The sequence below is a fragment of the Mucilaginibacter sp. GW821-FHT07H05 genome (assembly GCF_059418485.1).
The window spans coordinates 349,089-369,518 of the sequence record NZ_JBWKPY010000005.1 but is presented as its reverse complement, the minus strand read 5'-3'; the positions used below and the strand labels follow the sequence as shown (position 1 = coordinate 369,518).

At 44.9% G+C, this 20,430-nt stretch carries 21 protein-coding genes; 1 reads left to right on the top strand and 20 read right to left on the bottom strand.

Annotated features, from left to right (window positions below; all coding sequences use genetic code 11):
- From nuoH to AC07M6_RS15545, 19 genes are all read right to left on the bottom strand, one after another.
- On the bottom strand, window positions 1-1,062 hold the full coding sequence (gene nuoH, locus AC07M6_RS15635) for an NADH-quinone oxidoreductase subunit NuoH (protein ID WP_494890967.1): 1,062 nt from the start codon (window positions 1,060-1,062) through the stop codon (window positions 1-3).
- Window positions 1,062-2,072, bottom strand: a complete 1,011-nt coding sequence (locus tag AC07M6_RS15630) for an NADH-quinone oxidoreductase subunit G (protein WP_494890966.1) — start codon at window positions 2,070-2,072, stop codon at window positions 1,062-1,064. Before AC07M6_RS15630 ends, nuoH begins: the two co-directional genes overlap by 1 nt.
- Window positions 2,073-2,246: 174 nt before the next feature.
- A complete protein-coding gene (nuoF, locus tag AC07M6_RS15625) occupies window positions 2,247-3,611 on the bottom strand; it encodes an NADH-quinone oxidoreductase subunit NuoF (protein WP_494890965.1) in 1,365 nt (454 codons plus the stop codon).
- Window positions 3,612-3,616: 5 nt separating this feature from the next.
- Entirely contained in the window at window positions 3,617-3,808 is a 192-nt protein-coding gene (locus tag AC07M6_RS15620; RefSeq protein ID WP_494890964.1) for a hypothetical protein, read from the bottom strand.
- 102 nt (window positions 3,809-3,910) lie between these two features.
- Window positions 3,911-4,435: an NADH-quinone oxidoreductase subunit NuoE family protein gene (locus AC07M6_RS15615; RefSeq protein ID WP_494890963.1), complete on the bottom strand. Its 525-nt coding sequence runs from the start codon at window positions 4,433-4,435 to the stop codon at window positions 3,911-3,913.
- Entirely contained in the window at window positions 4,428-5,639 is a 1,212-nt protein-coding gene (locus tag AC07M6_RS15610; protein WP_494890962.1) for an NADH-quinone oxidoreductase subunit D, read from the bottom strand. Before AC07M6_RS15610 ends, AC07M6_RS15615 begins: the two co-directional genes overlap by 8 nt.
- Before the next feature lie 3 nt (window positions 5,640-5,642).
- Window positions 5,643-6,146 carry an NADH-quinone oxidoreductase subunit C gene (locus AC07M6_RS15605; protein WP_494890960.1) on the bottom strand — a complete coding sequence of 168 codons (504 nt, stop codon included), beginning with the start codon at window positions 6,144-6,146 and terminating at the stop codon, window positions 5,643-5,645.
- Window positions 6,146-6,688, bottom strand: coding sequence for an NADH-quinone oxidoreductase subunit B (locus AC07M6_RS15600; RefSeq protein WP_494890958.1), 543 nt, complete (start codon window positions 6,686-6,688; stop codon window positions 6,146-6,148). The genes AC07M6_RS15605 and AC07M6_RS15600 overlap by 1 nt, the downstream gene beginning before the upstream one ends.
- Before the next feature lie 204 nt (window positions 6,689-6,892).
- Window positions 6,893-7,264: an NADH-quinone oxidoreductase subunit A gene (locus AC07M6_RS15595; RefSeq protein WP_494890956.1), complete on the bottom strand. Its 372-nt coding sequence runs from the start codon at window positions 7,262-7,264 to the stop codon at window positions 6,893-6,895.
- An 86-nt stretch (window positions 7,265-7,350) separates the two neighbouring features.
- Window positions 7,351-9,057: a tetratricopeptide repeat protein gene (locus AC07M6_RS15590; protein WP_494890954.1), complete on the bottom strand. Its 1,707-nt coding sequence runs from the start codon at window positions 9,055-9,057 to the stop codon at window positions 7,351-7,353.
- A 21-nt stretch (window positions 9,058-9,078) separates the two neighbouring features.
- Window positions 9,079-9,996 (bottom strand): PstS family phosphate ABC transporter substrate-binding protein, encoded by a 918-nt coding sequence (locus tag AC07M6_RS15585; RefSeq protein ID WP_494890952.1) that lies wholly within the window; start codon window positions 9,994-9,996, stop codon window positions 9,079-9,081.
- Window positions 9,986-10,228 carry a hypothetical protein gene (locus AC07M6_RS15580; protein WP_494890950.1) on the bottom strand — a complete coding sequence of 81 codons (243 nt, stop codon included), beginning with the start codon at window positions 10,226-10,228 and terminating at the stop codon, window positions 9,986-9,988. Before AC07M6_RS15580 ends, AC07M6_RS15585 begins: the two co-directional genes overlap by 11 nt.
- 7 nt (window positions 10,229-10,235) lie before the next feature.
- Entirely contained in the window at window positions 10,236-11,063 is an 828-nt protein-coding gene (locus tag AC07M6_RS15575; protein WP_494890948.1) for an energy transducer TonB, read from the bottom strand.
- A gap of 80 nt (window positions 11,064-11,143) precedes the next feature.
- A complete protein-coding gene (locus tag AC07M6_RS15570; protein WP_494890946.1) occupies window positions 11,144-11,689 on the bottom strand; it encodes an ExbD/TolR family protein in 546 nt (181 codons plus the stop codon).
- 4 nt (window positions 11,690-11,693) lie between these two features.
- Window positions 11,694-12,308, bottom strand: a complete 615-nt coding sequence (locus AC07M6_RS15565; protein ID WP_494890945.1) for an ExbD/TolR family protein — start codon at window positions 12,306-12,308, stop codon at window positions 11,694-11,696.
- Window positions 12,309-12,391: 83 nt separating this feature from the next.
- Window positions 12,392-13,225, bottom strand: a complete 834-nt coding sequence (locus tag AC07M6_RS15560) for a MotA/TolQ/ExbB proton channel family protein (RefSeq protein WP_494890944.1) — start codon at window positions 13,223-13,225, stop codon at window positions 12,392-12,394.
- Between the two features lie 275 nt (window positions 13,226-13,500).
- Window positions 13,501-15,105: a phosphoenolpyruvate carboxykinase (ATP) gene (pckA, locus tag AC07M6_RS15555; protein ID WP_494890942.1), complete on the bottom strand. Its 1,605-nt coding sequence runs from the start codon at window positions 15,103-15,105 to the stop codon at window positions 13,501-13,503.
- A 617-nt stretch (window positions 15,106-15,722) separates the two neighbouring features.
- A complete protein-coding gene (locus tag AC07M6_RS15550) occupies window positions 15,723-16,064 on the bottom strand; it encodes a translation initiation factor (protein WP_494890941.1) in 342 nt (113 codons plus the stop codon).
- Between the two features lie 213 nt (window positions 16,065-16,277).
- The gene (locus AC07M6_RS15545; protein WP_494890940.1) at window positions 16,278-17,165 is read right to left on the bottom strand and encodes a diacylglycerol/lipid kinase family protein; all 888 of its coding nucleotides are present in this window, start codon (window positions 17,163-17,165) and stop codon (window positions 16,278-16,280) included.
- 205 nt (window positions 17,166-17,370) lie between these two features.
- Between AC07M6_RS15545 and metK the strand changes: the two genes are divergently transcribed.
- Window positions 17,371-18,621 carry a methionine adenosyltransferase gene (gene metK / locus AC07M6_RS15540; protein ID WP_494890939.1) on the top strand — a complete coding sequence of 417 codons (1,251 nt, stop codon included), beginning with the start codon at window positions 17,371-17,373 and terminating at the stop codon, window positions 18,619-18,621.
- A gap of 424 nt (window positions 18,622-19,045) precedes the next feature.
- On the opposite strand, the gene AC07M6_RS15535 is transcribed toward metK, so the two are convergent.
- Window positions 19,046-20,350: a DASH family cryptochrome gene (locus AC07M6_RS15535; protein ID WP_494890938.1), complete on the bottom strand. Its 1,305-nt coding sequence runs from the start codon at window positions 20,348-20,350 to the stop codon at window positions 19,046-19,048.
- Window positions 20,351-20,430 lie beyond the last annotated feature (80 nt).

The window sequence follows — 20,430 nt, the reverse complement described above, 5'->3', positions numbered from 1 at the left end:
TTACTTAAAAATTTTGTCGTAAACGGTGATCCAGGCGCCGGTAAGCACAATATTGGCGATAGCTAAAGGGATCAATACCTTCCAGCCCAGGTCCATCAACTGGTCATAACGGAAACGCGGGATAGTCCAGCGTACCCACATAAAGAAGAAGATGAACGCGAATATTTTTGCAAACAGCACAACCGTACCCACCAGCGGACCAATAACAGGCCCCACATGAGCGGTCACCCAATCCATACCCGGATAGTTATAACCACCAAAATAAAGCGTAGCCATTACTGCCGATGAAATAAACATGTTGATATACTCGGCAAACAGGTAAAAACCCAGTTTCATGGATGAGTATTCGGTATGATAACCGCCTACCAGTTCGGTTTCGCACTCGGGTAAATCAAACGGCGACCGGTTAGTTTCCGCGAAAGCGCAAACTAAAAACAGTAAAAAGCCTAAAGGTTGTTTAAACGCGTACCAGCTAAACCAGCCATCATGCCAAAAGCCATGTTGATTTTCAGCTATTTCCTTCAGGCTTAAAGTACCGCTAACCATCAGTAAAGCGATGATGGACAGGCCCATCGAAATTTCGTAGCTGATATTTTGCGATGCCGCACGGATAGCGCCCAGCAACGAGTATTTATTATTGGATGCCCAGCCGCCTATCATTACGCCATAAACACCTAAGGATACCACACCGAAGATATACAGGATGCCTACGTTAATATCCGTCACCTGCAGATCGATCACAACCGAGCCGGCAACAATTTTTTGTCCCCACGGTATCACTGCCGAACCGATACAGGCCGTCATGATAGCCAGCGAAGGGCCTACTATAAAAAGGAAACCGCTGGCCCTTGTGGGGATAATTTCTTCCTTCATAAACATCTTGCCGCCATCGGCCAATGGCTGTAAAATACCCCACGGACCGGCACGGTTAGGGCCTACCCTATCCTGCAAAAACGCGGCAACTTTACGCTCGGCATAGGTGCTGTACATGGCCACTACCAAACTAATGGCGAAAATGATCACCACCAGGATTGCTTTAATCAATAATTCAGATAATCCCATTATAAGCGTGTATCTCGTTCAAATTGTTCTTTATTGGCTTCCTGCAGCAGCGGGTTGGCTTTTACCACCGGCAGCGGGTGCAGCATGGTATAATGGTTACTGCTGATCACCGATTTGTTGGAAACATTGCGCGGGCCTTCAATTACCCAATCGCTGGTTTTCTTTTTATCAAAGCGGCAGGTATTGCAAATAAATTCTTCAACCTCGCCGTAAACATCCTTACGGGCTGTTACGCGGATCACTTCTTCGCCTTTGTACCAAAGGGTTACTTTACCATTGCAGTTTTCGTGGTCGCAATCGCGGTGTGCGTCTACCGGCTTGGTAAACCAAACCCGGTTTTTAAAGCGGAAAGTTTTATCGGTTAAAGCACCAACCGGGCAAACATCAATTACGTTTCCAGAGAAATCGTTATCAACAGCCTTGCTGATATAGGTAGAAATTTCGGAATGGTCGCCGCGGTTTAAGATCCCGTGCAAACGGGTATTGGTGATCTGATCGGCAGTGAATACACAGCGGTAGCACAAAATGCAGCGTGTCATGTGCAGCTGGATCTTATCACCAATGTCGATTTTCTCAAATGTACGGCGGTCAAACTCGTAACGGGTTTTAGCCGCGCCATGCTCATAGCCTAAATTCTGCAGGTCACATTCGCCGGCCTGATCGCATATCGGGCAATCCAGCGGGTGATTGATCAGCAGCATTTCCACCACACCTTTACGGGCTTCAATCACCTCGGGCGATGTGATGTTTTTTACTTCCATGCCGTCCATTACCGTGGTACGGCAACTGGCTACCAGCTTAGGCATAGGCCGCGGGTCTTTGTCTGATCCTTTGCTTACCTGCACCAAACAAGTACGGCATTTACCGCCGCTGCCTTCCAGCTTAGAGTAATAGCACATAGCAGGCGGAACAATATCGCCCCCTATCAGCCTCGCGGCATTCAGGATGCTTGTCCCGGCATCTACCTCAATGGCTATCCCGTCTATGGTTACTTTATGTTTATCTGACATTTTTCTTAGTCAAAGTTTTTCTTTTTTATTATTCTCCACCTTGTCATTGCGAGGTACGAAGCAATCGCACACAAGCAAAGCGGTAATGCATAGTTCGCGATTGCTTCGTACCTCGCAATGACAAACTATTTTGTTTTCAATTCCGAAATCGACATTCCGAAATTCGAAATCCTGTTACGCCACCTTCTCTTCCGGCTTCGGTAGTGGATCGGCATAATGCGCTAATCCAAAATTACGTGTTGTCGCTTCACTTGCGTGTGATACATGCCACTCAAACTCATCCCTGAAATGGCGGATAGCGCTGGCCACCGGCCATGCAGCCGCATCACCCAGCGGACAAATCGTATTACCTTCAATTTTTTTAGATACATCAACCAACAGGTCCATGTCGCTCATTTTTCCGTGGCCGTATTCCAGGCGGTGCAAAACCTTCTCCATCCAGCCGGTACCCTCACGGCAGGGCGAACATTGTCCGCAGCTTTCGTGGTGATAAAAACGGGTGAAGTTCCAGGTATTGCGCACAATGCACTGGTCTTCGTCATAAGCGATAAAGCCACCCGAACCCATCATGGTGCCGCTTACAAAACCACCGTCGGCTAATGATTCATAGCTCATCAGGCGTGCTTCGCCATTAACGGTTTTCATAAACAGGTTAGCCGGCAAAATGGGCACCGACGAACCGCCGGCCACAACCGCTTTCAGGCGTTTGCCATTGGCTATACCGCCGCAATATTCGTCGCTGTATAAAAATTCTTCAACGGGTAAGCCTAAATCAATTTCGTAAACACCAGGCTTACGGACATTGCCACCGGCTGATATCAGTTTAGTACCGGTACTGCGGCCTATACCTATTTTAGCATACTCATCGGCACCATCATTAATAATAGGCACAACCGCAGCAATTGATTCCACATTATTTACTACCGTAGGGCAGCCATATAAACCGGCGATAGCCGGGAATGGCGGTTTGATACGCGGATTACCACGCTTGCCTTCCAATGATTCCAGCAACGCGGTTTCTTCGCCGCAAATGTAGGCGCCGCCACCGGGCTGTACGTACAGTTCCAGGTCGTAACCGGTGCCTAATATATTTTTACCTAAAAATCCGGCAGCTTTGGCTTCGGCAATGGCCTTTTCCAGGATGCGGATCTGCGGCATCATTTCACCACGAACGTATATGTACGATACCTTAGCGCCTAAGGCGTAACTACCCACAATCATCCCCTCAATTAATAAGTGAGGGATATAGGTCATCAGGTAACGATCTTTAAAAGTACCGGGTTCTGATTCATCGGCATTACAAACCAGGTAACGGGCAACACCTTCCGGCTTGGCCAAAAAGCCCCACTTCATCCCGGTAGGGAAACCTGCACCACCACGGCCGCGTAAACCCGACTTTTTCACCTCTTCCACCACTTCTTCGGGGGTCAGTTTTTTCAAAGCCTTTTCCACAGCAGCATAACCGCCTTTCTGGCGGTAAACATCAAAAGTATTGATGCCGGGTACGTTGATATGTTCTAATAATAATTTGCGTCCCATTACGGCTAATATATTTTACCGGTTAATTTATAAGCGGCAATATGATTTCTTACACAAGTTGATAGTATAATGGCAGTTAAAAAGCCCGTCATTACGCTATAATTTTCAGGGATAAATTTAAAAACCAAAAGCATAATGCCAACCATTAAGGCAATATCCCAAATTATCAGCGTTGTCCTTCCGTTTAATTCCTTCATCTTATTTATCTCTATATGTCGTGCTGAACTTGTTTCAGCACCCCACATGCATAGTTGCCTGCCGTGTGGGTTCCCGAAACAAGTTCGGGATGACGGGTAGTCTTAGTTTTTTGCTTTCGCTTTAAGGTCACCAATTAGCTGGTTAACCGATTCATTAGTCAAATTCTCGTAGAAGGTATATTCAGGGCCGATCTGTAAAACCGGGCCGTAACCGCAGGCAGCCAAGCACTCTACCCCGCGCCAGCTAAACAGGCCATCGGCAGTAACTTCGCCTTCCTTAACACCTAATGCCGCTTCGATATGATCCATGATCTTGCCTGCGCCAACAATTTCGCAGGGGCCGGTGCGGCAAACTTCCAGCACATATTTGCCTTGCGGGCGCATAAAGTACATGCTGTAAAAGGTAGCTACCTCGTAAACTTCAATTGGTAAAATATCCAGGTATTCGGCCACCTTATCCATGGCAGGTGCACTTAACCAGCCGTATTCGGCCTGCACAATATGCAGGATAGGCAACAGGGCCGATTTTTGCTTACCTTCCGGATACCTGCTCACTACATCAGCAAACTGGGCAATCAGCCCTGCGCTAAATGTTACAGGCGCTTGTGTATCTTCAACTTTAAGCATCTAACTCTCCGGCTATAACGTTTAAACTACTCATGTTAATAATCGCGTCAGACAGTAGCATGCCGCGGCTCATTGGCGCATACATCTGGTAATTGATGAAGCTTGGCCTGCGGAAATGCAAACGGTACGGCGATCGGCCGCCATCGTTAACCAGGTAAAAACCTAACTCGCCGTTAGCGCCCTCAACCGAATGGTAAACTTCGCCAACAGGGGTTTCTACCTCGCCCATCACTATCTTAAAGTGATAGATCAACGCTTCCATATTATTATAAACTTCTTCCTTCGGGGGCAGGTAATAAGCCGGCACATCCGCGTGGAAAATAGTGCTGTCTTCTTTTTCAATCAGCTTTAAGCATTGCTCAATCATGCGCATGCTTTGCTTCATTTCTTCGTTACGCACCAAAAAGCGGTCGTAAACGTCGCCGCTGGTACCTACGGGCACTTCAAAATCCAAATCCTGGTAGCTGGAGTATGGGTTCATCGCCCGCACATCATAATCTACACCGGCAGCACGCAGCAGCGGGCCTGTCCAGCTATAGCTTAGGGCAGCTTCGGCAGTAACCGCGGCCACGCCTTTGGTACGGTCGATAAAAATGCGGTTACGGTTAAACAGCGCCTCAAACTCGGCCAGTCCTGCGGGGAAATCCACCAGGAACTTACGCACCTTGCGGAAAAATATATCGTTAAAATTACGCTCGAAACCGCCTATACGGCCCACGTTAGTGGTCAGCCTCGATCCGCAGATCTCTTCGTAAATTTCATAAATAGCTTCACGGTGCTCCATCATATACAGGAAACCTGTAAAAGCGCCGGTATCAACACCCAATACACCGTTGCATACAATATGATCGGCAATACGGGCCAGTTCCATAATAATTACACGCAGGTAATCTACCCGTTTAGGTAACTGGATGTTCAGTAGCTTCTCTACCGTCATGTGCCAGCCCATGTTATTGATGGGCGACGAGCAGTAGTTCAGCCTGTCTGTCAGCGGGGTGATCTGGTAGAACGGGCGGTGTTCGGCAATTTTTTCAAATGCCCGGTGAATGTACCCAATGGTAGATACGCCGCTTACAATACGCTCGCCATCCAGCTGCAGCACGTTTTGGAAAACGCCATGCGTGGCCGGGTGGGTTGGCCCCAGGTTAAGGGTAGAAAGCTCGCTTTGCGGGTCGTTATCTGTAAATACAGGATGGTTATGCATTTGCTATCTTCCGAAAAAGTAATCTTTTTTATCAACACGGTTAGGGTCTTCCAGCGGATACTCTCTGCGCATCGGGAAAACCGTCATGTCGTCAACATTTAATATTCTTCTTAAATCCGGGTGACCGGTAAAATTCACGCCAAAAAAGTCGTAAGTCTCGCGTTCCATCCAGTTAGCGCCATCCCATAAAACGGTAGCGCTGGGTATATGCACATCGCCATCGGCCATAAAAACCTTAATGCGGATGCGAATATTATTTTGCAGGCTGTGCAGGTGATAAATTACCCCGATAGGTTTCTCCAGTTCGGGATAATGTATGGCGGTAATATCTGTTAAAAAGCCAAATTTAAGTGTAGCGTGTTCTTTTAAGAAAGTCAGCAGGTCGATGATCTGCTCGCGGCCGGTTTGTATAGTTAACAAGCCGTATGGTTCGCCTTCACTTATTACGGTGTCGCCAAATTTAGCGGTTATCAGCCCGATAATTTCTTCGTTTGTGATGGTGCTCATTACTGGATACCGTATGATGCTAATAGTTTCTGATATTCCGGAGACTCGCGCCTGCGGCCTGATTCGGTTTGAACCAGTTTTTGGATCTGCATAAAGCCATCAATAATAGCTTCAGGTCGGGGCGGGCAGCCGGGTACGTAAACGTCAACCGGGATCACCTCATCAATACCCTGTAAAACCGAATAGGTATCAAAGATACCTCCGCTTGATGCGCAGGCGCCAACGGCCATTACCCAGCGTGGCTCTGCCATTTGCAGGTAAACCTGGCGCAAAACCGGTCCCATTTTTTTAGATATGGTACCCATTACCATCAGCAGATCGGCCTGGCGGGGCGAAAAGCTTAAACGCTCGGCGCCGAAACGGGAAAGATCGTAATGAGATGCCATGGTAGCCATAAACTCGATACCGCAGCACGAGGTAGCAAACGGCAATGGCCATAAAGAGTATGACCGGGCCAAACCAACAGCCTGATCCAGCTTGGTGGCAAAAAAACCGGAACCTTCTACACCCGGAGGAGCTTCAACAATCTGAATATCACTCATGAATTCCAACAAATAATAAAGCTTGCCGGCAAAAAAACCGACTTGCAAATTTACAATAATTAAACGTTGTTAAAAGTACACTATGATAGGACCAACGTATTTAGAATCAATCTAAAGAATACCCCTCTAAATCTCCCCGAAGCGGAGACTTAAACGTAACCCTTCTAAAAGCCCTCCTCTTCGGGGAGGGTTGGGAGGGCTGTATTAATCCCAATCCAGCGCTTTCTTTTTCAGGATATAGATAAAGCCAAGCAACAGGGTACCCATAAAAATAAACATCTCTATCAAACCCTTCACTCCCCATTCCCTGAAATTTACTGCCCATGGATACATAAATATTACTTCTACATCAAAAAGCACAAATAAAATAGCCACCAAAAAATATTTGATGGATATGGGTGTACGCGCGTTACCAATTACTTCAATACCCGATTCAAATGGCGTTAGCTTATCTTTGGTTTGGCGTTTAGGGCCAAGCTTGTGGGTGGCAAACATGGTACCAACCGCAAAACCAACCGCTACCAGCATTTGTATTATGATAGGCAAATAATTAATTGCCGAACTCTGTGCTTCCATGTCGCAAATATAATAATGTACTGCTTATAAAAAAAGCTCCCCGGGATAGTACCGGGGAGCTTTCCTATTTGTATTAAAATTTATACTTATTTAGCTGTTTTAGCGCCCGGCTTTCGCGAGAAATAGGCAACCACACCTTTGTTTGCAGGGTCATACTCCTTAGCCTTGGTATAAGCTTCCAGCGTTTTAGCATCATCTTTATCCTTATATTCATAAAGGCGTGCTAAGTAAACATAAGCATCAGCCAAATCTGCTTTATCAGATGTTGTTAAAGTAGGTTTTGCTGTAACTAATGCGATGTATTGTTCATAAAAAGGTTTAGCTAAACCTTTAATGTTGTTACGGTCGGCATCTTTTAAATCGGCAATAAAAGCCCTGTACTGTACTGCCGAAGCATTTGGTTTACCCAATTTTTGGTTCACATAGCTATAGCCAGAGTCAGCCTTTGTTAAAAGGGTGCTGTCAGGTTTTACACCAGGTGCCGGGTATAAGAAACCGTAATAGTAGGCGTTAGCCTGGTAAAAATGCTCCAACACTAAACCTTTGTGAGATTTATCGAAGTAATCCTGATAAGCAGTGGCAGCAGCTACATATTTCTTTTTAGCGTAGTTATTTTTTGCAATTTCAAGGAACACATCAGCCTGGGTAGTATCCATATCATAAGCTTTTTTCAATGATTGGATACCCAGCGAATCATTACCTGATGCCATTTGCAGGCGGCCTAAGTAAAGATAATCGCGCGGCAGGATGCGTTTTTCGCCAGCCTGACTGATCCATTTGTTTAAAGCTGTTAAACCGGCCGGATAATCTTTATTTTCATAAGCCGCGTAACCTAAATAACGGTAAACACGCAGGTTACTGTTAGCATATTTTGCTAACTGCTGGGTTGTTTCCTGTAAAGCTTTATAATCGCCTAAGTTCACCAAAAAGTCGGCATAACGCATTTGCGACTCTAACGACATATCGGTCAGGCTTAGATATTTCCTGTAAAATTCAACCGCTTCCTTTACTTTTTCGGATGCTGATTTCATATCAAGTTTTGCCTGGCGCAAATCGGTTTCAGCCCATTCGCGGTAAGCGGGACCGTAGTTAGGGTCGATAGCCAGTGCAGCTTTAAACTGGTTAGCGGCCGACTCCCAGTTATTAGCCAGCCTCCACAATACACCTTCGGCTACATTAGCTGTCAGTGATTTTGGATCGGCGGCTAAAGCGTCCGAGTAATTTTTGTAAGCGTCGGTGCTTTTCAGTTGCGATACATAAGCATCACCCAGGGTCACCATCAGGTCGGCATCCTTTACTTTAGGGTTAACCGTTTTACCTTTTTCCAACACGGCGATAGCTGCATCGGCGTTAGCCTGCGTTACTACGGTAGCCGGAGCAACCAGCAGCAAATAGCTTTTACCTACATATAAATATGGTTTGCTATCCTTACCGGCTAAGGTTAAAGCCTGGTTAAAGTTTGATGTTGCGCCGGCCTGGTCTTTCTCCAACCGGGCAACAGCGCCTAAACCGGCATAGTTTAAGGCCGATTTTGGGTTAATAGCTACACCTTTATTAAAAGCGGTTTTAGCAGAATCAGAATAATCCTGTTTAACGTACACCCAACCCAGGTAAAACCAGTTCTCGTCGCTGGTGGGTTGTGTTACTGTCAGGTTTTTAAGCATACTTTTAGCTTTCTGATATTGTTCGGCGTCAATAGCTTTTTTGGCGTCGGCGAGACTTTGCGCAAAAACTGATGAACCTATAAATACCAGTGCCGTTATCGACATCGCTACTCTTTTAATCATTTTCATGGCTCTATTTATAGTTTTAGTTTACTGTTTAATAATATTTATTTCCCTACCGGGTATAGAATCGGGCAACAGTCCCGATCTTAATATAATCCTTTGCCCCCTGTCACTTAATATAAAGGATGCAAACCCTGTGCCCAAACCCTGCCTGCCCAAACAATTAATAATATATAATGCGCGGGTAAGCGGATATTGTTTTAGAGCCAGGGTTTCCTGCGATGGTTTAGTAAAACCAATGTCATCTTTCCGGCTATCGTCTTTTACACCTACTATTTTCACTTTTTCAACCGCGTCCTTATAATCATCATCCGGGTCATTTAACCAGGCAAAGCCGGTAATGCCTATCGCATTGGGGTGGCTGCTTACGTACCTGATCACCTCTTTGTTTGATTTTAGCGCGTATACGTTTTTAGCCTTTAATTCGGTACTGCCGGCCAGTTCTTTCAGGTAGCGTACCAGGCTCGAGTTTGGATTGTCGAAAACAATATCCTTATCGGTCTTTGCTTTGCCAACCAGCATGTTTTTCACCTCGGATACAGTTATCAGCGTATCGTTTGATGTTTTGTTTACAATGAGTGTTACCGCGTCAATTGCAAACCTGTTTACCTCCGGCGGCAGGGTATGATCTTTCATGATCTTAGTTTCGGCCGGGCTTAAATTTCTTGTCATGATAGCAAACGTAATGCTATCGTTTAATAAAAGCCTTAACAGTTCGTTCTCTGTTTTATAAAGTAACCGGGGCTTAGCCTGCGGATATAAGGCTTTAAAAACATAAACTTCCTCATCAACTATGGGCGCGCACGATTCGTCAATTAAAAAATCGGCTTTTCCCGTCATAAAGGTGTCTGTAGTAACTTTACCTTTGTTTTGTTTACATGCCTGAAACAAAACCACCAGCGCTATACTTAAAACAATAAGAAATACATTTCTTTTACTGTTCATCAACATCCTTCTTCCTAAATATCAGCCTCGAACTGCGCAGGATGGCGTATAGTATACATAATACTCCAAAACCCGTTCTGTGCCAGGTTGATAAACCCATTGCCAGGGCCAACTTATCCCAAAGCAATATCATTAGCCCAAATGCCGTGATACTCACTAACAGGGCAATTCCTAAAATAAGCAAAAACCGCCTTGGGGGCGATTTTTGCTCACGTTTATAAAAATATGACATTAATATCTTACTGATCTGCCAAAGTGAAGCTGATCGGAACAGTATATTGCTGACGAACGGCACGGCCGTTTTGCATACCTGGCCTCCATTTTGGAGAAGCTTTGATAACGCGTACTGCTTCATCATCGCAACCGGAACCTATACCGCGCACTACTTTAATGTCGGTTAAGCTACCATCTCTCTCCACTACAAACTGAAGGAATACTTTACCTTGTATGTTATTTTCACGTGCAACTGCAGGGTAATGGATATTCCTGCTCAGGTAAGCAGTAAATTTATCCTGGCCGCCCGGAAACTCCGCGCTTTGCTCTACAGCTGTAAAAATTTCGTTTACGTCTTCGGTAACCGCTTTTGTATCCGAATTACCAACAGGCTCATCTATACGGATGGCTGCTGTAGGATCGCCTTTTTGGTCTTTCTGACCCGGGTCGGCAACTTTTAACTCTTCAACCGTTGGCGGATCTTTTTCTTTAACCTCGTTATCGGGTTTTACTACCGGAGGTGGAAAACGCATCTGGTCAACCTTTGGTTTTGGTGGTTCGGGTGGTGGCGGAGGTGGTTTTTTGGCCGCATCCGGGGGTGGAGGTGGTAATACCACTTCTACAATTTTAACCTTTTCTTTGGCTTTTGGTATAAAGCCCTTGATCTTGTTAATGATAGTTGGCGCCGAAACTGCTACAATAAAAAAGACAAGCGTAATAACAAGCGCCTTAACGGTACTTTTAGGGTTTTGCTTTCTTAACTCGTATGCTCCGTAAGCTTTGTTTCTATCATTGAAAACAATCTCAAGCCACTCTGGTTTTAAAATATCTAATTTTGAGCCTAATATGGACATGATGTTTTGTTTATTAATTATTTAACGACTAAAGATATAGTTTATTATTTAAATTAACAACTAAATATTTAGTTTATTTTTTAATAGTTGCCGTCCCTTTTCAAAAGATCAACTTCGCCGGGTAAAATATCAACAATAGCACGGATATCAATTTTAGCGATATTCAATTCGTCCATGATATCAACCATGTTTTTGTAAACCGAATGATCGCTTGGCTTAACCAGCACGATCAGCGGTTTACCGCCCGACTCTTCGAATACTTTTTGCTTCAGTTCTATCAATGTTTTACGGATGCCGTTTTTACCATAATTATCGGTAGTTGGGGCGCCTATAAATTTACCGGGTAAACCGCGGTACCATTCTATCTTATTGTTTGCACCTAATAAAATGGTTAACGTACGCGATTCTGGTACAGCTAACTGATCTTTTACTTTCTCGTCTTTATCAGGCATCACCAAGTCCATCGCCTTGGGTTTATTAAGGGTGGTGGTAAGCATGAAGAAAGTAACCAGCAAAAAGGCCAGATCCACCATCGCTGTTAAGTCAACGCGTGTCGATTTCTTCTTGGTTCTTACTTTCCCGCCGCCTTTTTTACCGCCACCGGAGGAGGTATCTAATTCTGCCATGTTTTTACTTTGCTACGGTTTTAACGTTAGTGATTAACGCAAATTTGTTAACTTTTTGTTTTTGCAAAACCTTAATAATCATTGCAATGGTTGGATACTCTTCTTTAGCGTCGCCTTTAATAGCAACTTTCATTTCTTTAGCATCCAAACTTGCAGTAACAATCCGCGATTGCCTTACCCAGTCAAACAGCTGGTTATTATCGGTGGTATCAATAGGTATACCTGGCTGCACATAGGCTTTCTTTTCCTCGGCATCCAGCGCTAAAAATTGCTTTAACGAACCAATTGGCACACCAAAGGTAGGCAGCGCCGCAAATTTATTAGCTTCGTCGGCCGTGAAGGAGATATTGTATTTTTCACCCATTTTGGCCAGCGTTTGCTTGCGGATCTCGACACCTTCAACGCCAAAAAATATTTTCTTTTGGCCAACGGTCAGTACTGCAACATCCGATTCCGGCAATTGATTGGTGATGGCTGCAGCCGGTGAATCCACCGGGATAGGGTCATCTGTACGGGGTTTTGCTGTTAATATGAAGAAAGTAAGCAACAGGAAGGCAACGTCGCACATGGCCGTCATGTCAATCGCTGTGCTCTTTCTTGGAATCTTTACTCTTGGCATAATGTCGTTTAATTAAATAAAAAGTTAGTGGAATGGTGATATAATACCCGGCACGTGGCCGGGTATTAACTATACACTAAATTTTATTTGTTTTTGTGAGATGCAGCAAATGTTTGTACAATGCTGAATCCTGTTTCGTCAATTGCGTAAGTAAGGCTGTCAATTTTTGATGTAAAGATGTTGTACATGATAATTGAGAAAGCCGAAGTACTGATACCTAAAGCGGTATTGATCAACGCTTCAGAGATACCTACCGCAAGTGCCGACTGGCTTGGAGCGCCTGATGCACCCAGTGCCTGGAAGGCCTTGATCATACCGGTTACTGTACCTAACAAACCTAACAGGGTACCGATAGATACCAGGGTAGCTATGATGGTTAAGTTTTGCTCTAACATTGGCATTTCTAATGCGGTTGCTTCTTCAATATCTTTTTGGATAGCTAAAGTTTTCTGGTCAACGTCCAGGTTTGGCTCAACTTCCATTTCTTTATATTTCTTTAAGCCCGATTTAATTACGTTGGCTACAGAGCCTTTTTGCTTGTCGCACTCAGCGCTTGCTGCATCAATGTTGCCCTGGTTAAGGAAAACCTGGATCTTGTGAACGAATGAATCAACACTGCTGGTACCTGATGCTTTACCAATTACTACAAACCTTTCGATAGAGAAAACGATCAGCATTAATAACATGGTCATCAATACCGGTACAATAACTCCGCCTTTGTGTACAGTACCGAAGTAGTCGGTTGGTTCGCCATTTACAACATCGCCGCCTTTGTAGTGACTTGGATCACCCAAAACAAACAGGAATAATAATAATGCGATAACAAAGCAGATTGGGATTACCAGGGTAGCGAAAATACCTGATCCTGAGCCGCCTTCTTTTTTAACAGGTGTAGTTGGTTTTGGTGCGTTTGCCATTACTTTTAAAATTTAGTTTTTAGTTTTTGTTTATATGTTATAGTTAATTAAAATGCTTAATGAAAGCCGAATAACAAATTTATAATTTTATTAACATAAAAAAACGCAATCTGTTATTATTAATAATAATTTAATATGCTGCCGTTTTAGAAAGTTGCTAATATTACGACTTAATAACGACACCAAATAAAAAAATTGTCTTGTTACAGACAATTTTTTACAATAAAAACTATTTTTTTTAAGATTAGCAAGGATACAAACAAAAATGTATGTAACTAAACTGATATAGTGATACCGGGGCCCGCATTTAAAATTTCGGTTGTACTGTATTTAGCGTATTGTTCAAAGTTCCTGGTAAATAAGGCGGCAAGGTCGTTAGCGCGCTCATCATACTCATCCGGATTGGCCCAGGTTTTACGGGGGTTAAGGATATTATCGGGTACGTTAGGGCAAGTTAACGGGATGTTTACCCCAAATATATGATGCGGTTCAAAATGTACATTATCCAGCTGGCCGTTTAACGCGGCGGTTATCATGGCCCGGGTATATTTAAGGCGCATGCGTTTGCCGGTACCAAAGGCGCCGCCGGTCCAGCCGGTGTTAATCAGCCACACGTTTACATGGTGCTCTTTTATTTTACGGCCAAGCAGGCGGGCGTATGCTACCGGGTGCAAGGGCAAAAAGGCTTTACCAAAGCAAGCCGAAAAAGTAGCTTCGGGGTGCGTTATGCCATCTTCGGTACCGGCAACCTTGGCGGTATAGCCCGATATAAAGTGGTACATGGCCTGCTCGGGCGTTAATCTTGATATAGGCGGCAGTATCCCAAAAGCATCGGCAGTTAAAAAGAAAATATTTTTTGGCGATGCCCCTATCGATGGGATCACCGCGTTGCTGATATAATTTAGCGGATAGGATACGCGGGTATTTTCGGTTTTGGCTATATCGGCAAAGTTTACGCGGCTGGTACCTTTATAAAAGTTCACATTCTCCAGCAGCGATCCAAACCTGATGGCGTTAAAGATCTGCGGCTCGCTTTCGGCCGTGAGGTTCACACACTTGGCATAACAGCCGCCCTCAAAGTTAAATATGGTATAATCGCTCCAGCCGTGCTCGTCATCCCCTATCAGGTTACGTTCAGGATCGGCGCTGAGGGTAGTTTTACCGGTGCCGGATAAGCCGAAGAAGATGGCCGTATCGCCCTTAACACCTACGTTGGCCGAGCAATGCATAGACAGTACCTTTCTATCGTGCGGCAGGATAAAGTTCAATACCGAGAAGATCCCTTTCTTGATCTCGCCGGTATAGCCCGAGCCGCCTACCAATATTATTTTTTTACTGAAGTTGATGATAGAGAAATTGGCCTGCCGGGTACCGTCCGCTTCCGGATCGGCCATAAAACCGGGGGCGGCTATGATGGTCCACTCCGGTTTAGACCCGGGGTCAATCAGCTCAGGGCGGATGAATAAATGGTGTACAAATAGATTTTGATAAGCCGTTTCGGTAACCACGCGGATATCCAGGTGATATTTCTCGTTAGCGCAGGCACAGGCATCGCGCACAAAAATTTCCCGGCTGCTTAAATAATCGGTCATTTTATTAAACAGCTGATCAAATTTTACGGGATCAAATTTAATGTTGACATCGCCCCACCAAACTGTGTTGCGGGTAATATCGTCTTCTACAATAAAGCGGTCTTTAGGCGAGCGGCCGGTAAATTTACCGGTATCAATAGCTAAAGCGCCCGAATCGGCCAGTACGCCTTCATTCCGTTTAAGGGCCGATTGAACAAGTTGGGCAGGGGTAAATTGATAAAATACTTCCTTAGCCCGGCCCAGGTTTAAGTAATCCAGGTCGGGTAGTTGGTTAGCGATTTTCTTCATTAAATTGGTTTATAAAAGCTATGCAAACATAGCAATTATATTGCCCACCAACCAAGAAAATTTGAATAAATATTTCAATTATGTAGATTTTACACTAACATAAAATACTGATTAACAATAATATACAAACAACACCCAATACACTAAGCTAATTTTAATATTTACTGTTATAAATACAGTAATCAGCTTTTATTTAGGGTTTATTTGGCAAAGCCCCCGTTGGGCATAATTTAATTTTGCGGTTTTTTTTGCTTCTAAAGTGCTGACGCTGATTTAGCGATTGAAGGAGCAACTAATTCAATCTACAGCATACTAAATCCTGCCAATTCTACAAATCCGTTTAATCAAGGTTCAGACAAAGAAGCGTTAGGGATAGCAGTGGAAAGCCCGGAGCCGGTTGGCTTGTGCGAGGGCCTGGCGAGGACTTGCAACGGATAGCCCGGGCCGCAGGCAACGCCAAAATTAATTTGAATATCACAAAGCCTTTCATAGATAGTGACAGCCTATCAAAGACAAAAGGGCAGCCCCTGGCCGGGGCAATATCGTCTTTCTCTATTTTTTCTACAAACAGGTAGTCCCTCTGGGACATAGAAATTGGTTAACTCTGAAGGTAGAACCTACCCACCCGCCTTCTTCGCCTTATACCCATCGGCTTGCAGCAGGGTCAGGATCTTATCGCGGTGGTCGCCTTGTATCAGGATCTCAAAATCTTTTACCGAGCCGCCTACGCCGCATTTACTTTTCAGTTTTTTGCCCAGCGCTTCCATATCGGCCTCGCTGCCTACAAAGCCGGCAATGGCGGTCACCATTTTACCCCCGCCCTTACGGTCGAGGAAAATGCGCAGGTTTTGCTGTTGGGGTGGCAGGGTGCCTGACGATGGTTGCGGATCGGCCTTGGGCGTAAAACCCGGATCGGTTGAATACATGATGCCGCCGGTGTTTTTGTTTTTTTTTGACATGCTTATCTATGCTTTATGACTTAAGTTCGGAATAAGCCCCCATGTCATTTCGAACGAACCTGCAGGGGTTATAGACTGGGGTGAGGAGAAATCTTATACAACCTACCTATCGCGCGTACACGATTTCTCTTTCGCCCCATCGCACAATCCCATCCCTGCTCTATCGAAATGACATGGGTTTATTGATTCGCAATATGTATACGTAAATCGGACTCATGCTTTATAAGTACTGCCTGTAATTAGTTTTAACGCCGCTGGTAACACTTCTACCACAATATTGGCGCCCATTATCTGTGGTTCGCCGTCCAGGTGAATGGGGCCTTCCTTTTCGCGCTTTACGGTAATTTGCTTACCGCGGATGATCTCTACATACTGGGAGGCCTCGGTAGTTTTGGTAAACATCCGTAACCCCATCACAATAAACATATACAGGGGAAAAGGTTTTACCACGCAAACATCAAGCAAACCATCCTGCACCGAAGCGTGGGGCGATATATGCGCGTTATTGCCATATTGCGATGAATTGGCAAAGCTGAGCATAAAGGCTTGTTTAGTATAAGCTTCACCGTCGATATCCAGCTGGTAGGTTTCGGACTTGTAGTTAGTGATCTCCCTGAACGATGACTTAATATATGCCCCAAAGCCCCGCTTTTTATCGTGCGAGAATACTTCGCTAATGTGGGCATCAAAGCCCATACCGGCCATATTAAAAAAATATTTTCCGTTTACCTTACCGGCATCAATGGTTTCTACCCGGTGGTTATTTAAATTTTTAATAGCGCCTTCAATATCCATGGGGATGCTTAAAAACCGGGATAGCCCGTTGCCCGATCCAAAAGGGATAACACCAAGTACGGTATCGGTACCCACCAGGGCCGATGCTATTTCATTAACCGTGCCATCGCCGCCTACGGCAACAACAATATCATATTCCACCGCGGCTTCGGCAGCTAATTTACGGGCATGGGCAACACCGGTGGTGTATACGATGGCATAATCATATTTTGCAGCATCCAGGTGCTGTTGTATCAGCGCGGGTACCTCGTCTTTTTTTTTGCCCCCGGATACCGGATTGATAATGAATAATATTTTACTTTTCAAACCACATTTTTTTCAGCGGTCAAAAGTAACCTATTTTCGGCTTTTGTAAAATTGTTTTACATTTGCGCCTGAAAGTGGACTGATTTGATGCCCTGCTAACCGGGCTGGATTGCAACCACGTAAAAAAGTGCTAAAAAAACTCGTGCTCTTTTCTTTTGCAATCCCTTTCGTGCCTGCTTTCGTATAGTATCTTATATAAAAAATTATGCCATATTTATTCACATCAGAATCCGTATCAGAAGGGCACCCGGACAAAGTTGCCGACCAGATATCAGACGCGTTAATTGATAACTTTTTAGCTTTCGACCCCGAATCGAAGGTGGCTTGCGAAACTTTGGTAACTACCGGCCAGGTAATTTTAGCCGGCGAGGTAAAATCAAAAGCTTATTTAGATGTACAGAAAATTGCCCGCGATGTGATCAATAAAATTGGTTATACCAAAGGCGAGTATATGTTTGATGGCAGCAGCTGCGGGGTGCTATCGGCCATTCACGAGCAATCGCCGGATATTAACCAGGGTGTTGACCGTACCAGCAAGGAAGAGCAAGGCGCCGGCGACCAGGGTATGATGTTTGGTTACGCTACCATTGAAACCGACAACTATATGCCTTTGGCTTTGGATATTGCCCATGCTTTATTATTGGAGCTGGCTGTAATACGCCGCGAGCTGACCGATATTAAGTATTTGCGCCCGGATGCAAAATCGCAGGTTACACTGGAGTATGATGATAACAACCAGCCTATCCGTATCGACGCGATAGTGATATCAACCCAGCACGATGATTTTGACGAGGAACAAGCCATGCTGGCTAAAATAAAGCAGGATATGATCAACATCCTGATACCGCGTGTAAAAGCTAAATATGCCAAATACGCCCACTTTTTTAACGACAAGATTAAATACCATATTAACCCTACCGGCAAGTTTGTGATTGGCGGCCCGCATGGCGATACCGGCTTAACCGGCCGCAAAATTATTGTGGATACCTACGGTGGCAAAGGCGCCCATGGCGGTGGTGCATTCAGCGGTAAAGACCCATCAAAGGTTGACCGCTCGGCTGCTTACGCTACCCGCCACATTGCTAAAAACCTGGTAGCTGCCGGCGTTTGTAACGAAGTATTGGTGCAGGTAAGCTATGCTATTGGTGTTGCCCAGCCTATGGGTATTTACGTAAACACTTACGGTACCGGTAAAGTTGGCCTAACCGATGGCGAAATTGCCACCAAGGTAGAGCACATTTTTAACATGACCCCTTACGCTATTGAAACCCGTTTTAAACTGCGTAACCCTATTTATAGCGAAACCGCGGCTTACGGACACTTTGGTAAGCCAAGCCAAACCGTAACTAAAACGTTTTACAGCCCCGATGGCCAATCGGTAAGCAAAGAAGTAGAACTGTTTACCTGGGAAAAACTGGATTACGTTGATAAGGTAAGGGCCGAGTTTGGGATATAATATAGTCCGGAAGACGGGAAGACCGAAAGTCCGAAAGATAAAAAGCGCCTCAATACTTGGGGCGTTTTTTTTGACCCATATGTCATTCTGAACGATAGTGAAGAATCTACAGTAACACATTCTACTTTGCAGATCCGCTCTGCTAACGTTAGATTCTTCGCTCCCGCTCAGAATGACAAAGAAAAAGCGCCGCAATAATTGCGGCGCTTTTTTTATGGGATGGGATTTTCTTATCGAAATTAGTGCAATAATTTATGGACGTACTTGCGTACGTAGTCCCAGCCTTCAAATAAAATGGCTAAACCACCTATAATAACCGTGAATTGCTCGAACAGGTTCATGATATTAAATATACGATGGTTTTTATGAAATAGTATATTTTTTTGATGAATAATTAGCAAGTACAATATAAACCCTGTAAAAACTATCCAGCCAGCGCATCCAGCTCGGCACCACTTGCCGGCAGCCAGGTTTGTATAAATTCATCTTTCAGATCGTGGCCGGCGGCGGGTTTGGTGCTATTGAAGTATTTATTATCGCGCGGATCGCTGCCCACCCCGGCTATAAAGGCCCAGTTGCCCCAATTGCTGGCGGGCGAATAATCTATCAGCTGCTCTTCAAAATAAGCGGCGCCTTTGGTCCAGTCCACCTTCATTTCGCGCACCAAATAGATGGCTACCGTTTGGCGGCAATAATTGTTGATATAACCGGTGGCATTTAACTCATGCATGCAGGCATCCACAAAGGGTACGCCGGTATTACCGGTTTTCCACTGCTCTAACAAAGCATGCTGATCCGCGCTTACAACAGGTGCTTCGTCCTTAAAACCATCGGCTTTAAAAAACTGGTTGCCGTACTTTTTAAACATAAAGCGAAAGTAATCGCGCCAAAGCAGCTCCAGTATCAGCGAATGGTTGGTATGGTGCTCGTGCTTAATGGCCTCCCAGTATACCTGCCTTGGCGATATGCAGCCAAACGTTAACCAGGGCGAAAGTTGCGACCCCGAGGTGGCATTACGCACGTTTTTACCGTTAACAGCATAATCAAAGTTCAGGAAATATTGTTGCAATCGCTTCTGTGCTACGGTTTCGCCACCGGTAAAATGAAAATGATCCCGCGGATCGGCCACAGGTTCATCCAGGCCAAGATCCTGCAGTGCAGGGATTTCGCCGGCATCCGTAATTGGCGGCGTATGAATATTGGCTGGCGATGGCGCTATCCTGCGCACCGAACTATCGCGCTCTATCTTTTTACGGAAAGTGGCAAAACTGTCGGGAATATCTTTAATGGGAAAGGGCAGATCTTCTTTATGATAAAGGGTATGCCCTATAAAATGCTTCAGGTTCAGTTTAATCTTCCACAGGGCGGCCTCTACCTGTTCGGATATACCGGTTTCTTCAAATGCTACCTCGCGGTGATGATAAACCTCGTTCACCTGGTATTCGGTAGCCAATTGGGGTATCACTTCGGCGGGCGGACCAATACGTACAATCAGTTCGGAACCCATGGCCCGTAAATTAGCCCGCAGGTTAGCAACCGATTCGATTAAAAACTTAGCGCGAAAATGCCCGGTTTTTAGCGTCCCGGCCGGCGTTGTTTTAAAATAATAAGGGTCGAAACAATACACGGGGATCACCTGATCGGCCTTGCGCGTTGCTTCTAATAAAATTTCATTATCATCAATGCGCAGATCGTTCCTAAACCAAACCAGTATTGTTCTTTCACTCATAGTAACCGTGACCCGATAAATTCAGCTAATTTACAAAAATTGTAATTAATTAGGCTTCTGGATAGCCGCTGCCTAAATCT

What these genes read in the sequence shown, in the direction of transcription:
- nuoH (WP_494890967.1), bottom strand. Translation starts at nt 1,062, where the DNA reads ATGGGATTATCTGAATTATTGATTAAAGCAATCCTGGTGGTGATCATT.
- AC07M6_RS15630 (WP_494890966.1), bottom strand. Translation starts at nt 2,072, where the DNA reads ATGTCAGATAAACATAAAGTAACCATAGACGGGATAGCCATTGAGGTA.
- nuoF (WP_494890965.1), bottom strand. Translation starts at nt 3,611, where the DNA reads ATGGGACGCAAATTATTATTAGAACATATCAACGTACCCGGCATCAAT.
- AC07M6_RS15620 (WP_494890964.1), bottom strand. Translation starts at nt 3,808, where the DNA reads ATGAAGGAATTAAACGGAAGGACAACGCTGATAATTTGGGATATTGCC.
- AC07M6_RS15615 (WP_494890963.1), bottom strand. Translation starts at nt 4,435, where the DNA reads ATGCTTAAAGTTGAAGATACACAAGCGCCTGTAACATTTAGCGCAGGG.
- AC07M6_RS15610 (WP_494890962.1), bottom strand. Translation starts at nt 5,639, where the DNA reads ATGCATAACCATCCTGTATTTACAGATAACGACCCGCAAAGCGAGCTT.
- AC07M6_RS15605 (WP_494890960.1), bottom strand. Translation starts at nt 6,146, where the DNA reads ATGAGCACCATCACAAACGAAGAAATTATCGGGCTGATAACCGCTAAA.
- AC07M6_RS15600 (WP_494890958.1), bottom strand. Translation starts at nt 6,688, where the DNA reads ATGAGTGATATTCAGATTGTTGAAGCTCCTCCGGGTGTAGAAGGTTCC.
- AC07M6_RS15595 (WP_494890956.1), bottom strand. Translation starts at nt 7,264, where the DNA reads ATGGAAGCACAGAGTTCGGCAATTAATTATTTGCCTATCATAATACAA.
- AC07M6_RS15590 (WP_494890954.1), bottom strand. Translation starts at nt 9,057, where the DNA reads ATGAAAATGATTAAAAGAGTAGCGATGTCGATAACGGCACTGGTATTT.
- AC07M6_RS15585 (WP_494890952.1), bottom strand. Translation starts at nt 9,996, where the DNA reads ATGAACAGTAAAAGAAATGTATTTCTTATTGTTTTAAGTATAGCGCTG.
- AC07M6_RS15580 (WP_494890950.1), bottom strand. Translation starts at nt 10,228, where the DNA reads ATGTCATATTTTTATAAACGTGAGCAAAAATCGCCCCCAAGGCGGTTT.
- AC07M6_RS15575 (WP_494890948.1), bottom strand. Translation starts at nt 11,063, where the DNA reads ATGTCCATATTAGGCTCAAAATTAGATATTTTAAAACCAGAGTGGCTT.
- AC07M6_RS15570 (WP_494890946.1), bottom strand. Translation starts at nt 11,689, where the DNA reads ATGGCAGAATTAGATACCTCCTCCGGTGGCGGTAAAAAAGGCGGCGGG.
- AC07M6_RS15565 (WP_494890945.1), bottom strand. Translation starts at nt 12,308, where the DNA reads ATGCCAAGAGTAAAGATTCCAAGAAAGAGCACAGCGATTGACATGACG.
- AC07M6_RS15560 (WP_494890944.1), bottom strand. Translation starts at nt 13,225, where the DNA reads ATGGCAAACGCACCAAAACCAACTACACCTGTTAAAAAAGAAGGCGGC.
- pckA (WP_494890942.1), bottom strand. Translation starts at nt 15,105, where the DNA reads ATGAAGAAAATCGCTAACCAACTACCCGACCTGGATTACTTAAACCTG.
- AC07M6_RS15550 (WP_494890941.1), bottom strand. Translation starts at nt 16,064, where the DNA reads ATGTCAAAAAAAAACAAAAACACCGGCGGCATCATGTATTCAACCGAT.
- metK (WP_494890939.1), top strand. Translation starts at nt 17,371, where the DNA reads ATGCCATATTTATTCACATCAGAATCCGTATCAGAAGGGCACCCGGAC.
- AC07M6_RS15535 (WP_494890938.1), bottom strand. Translation starts at nt 20,350, where the DNA reads ATGAGTGAAAGAACAATACTGGTTTGGTTTAGGAACGATCTGCGCATT.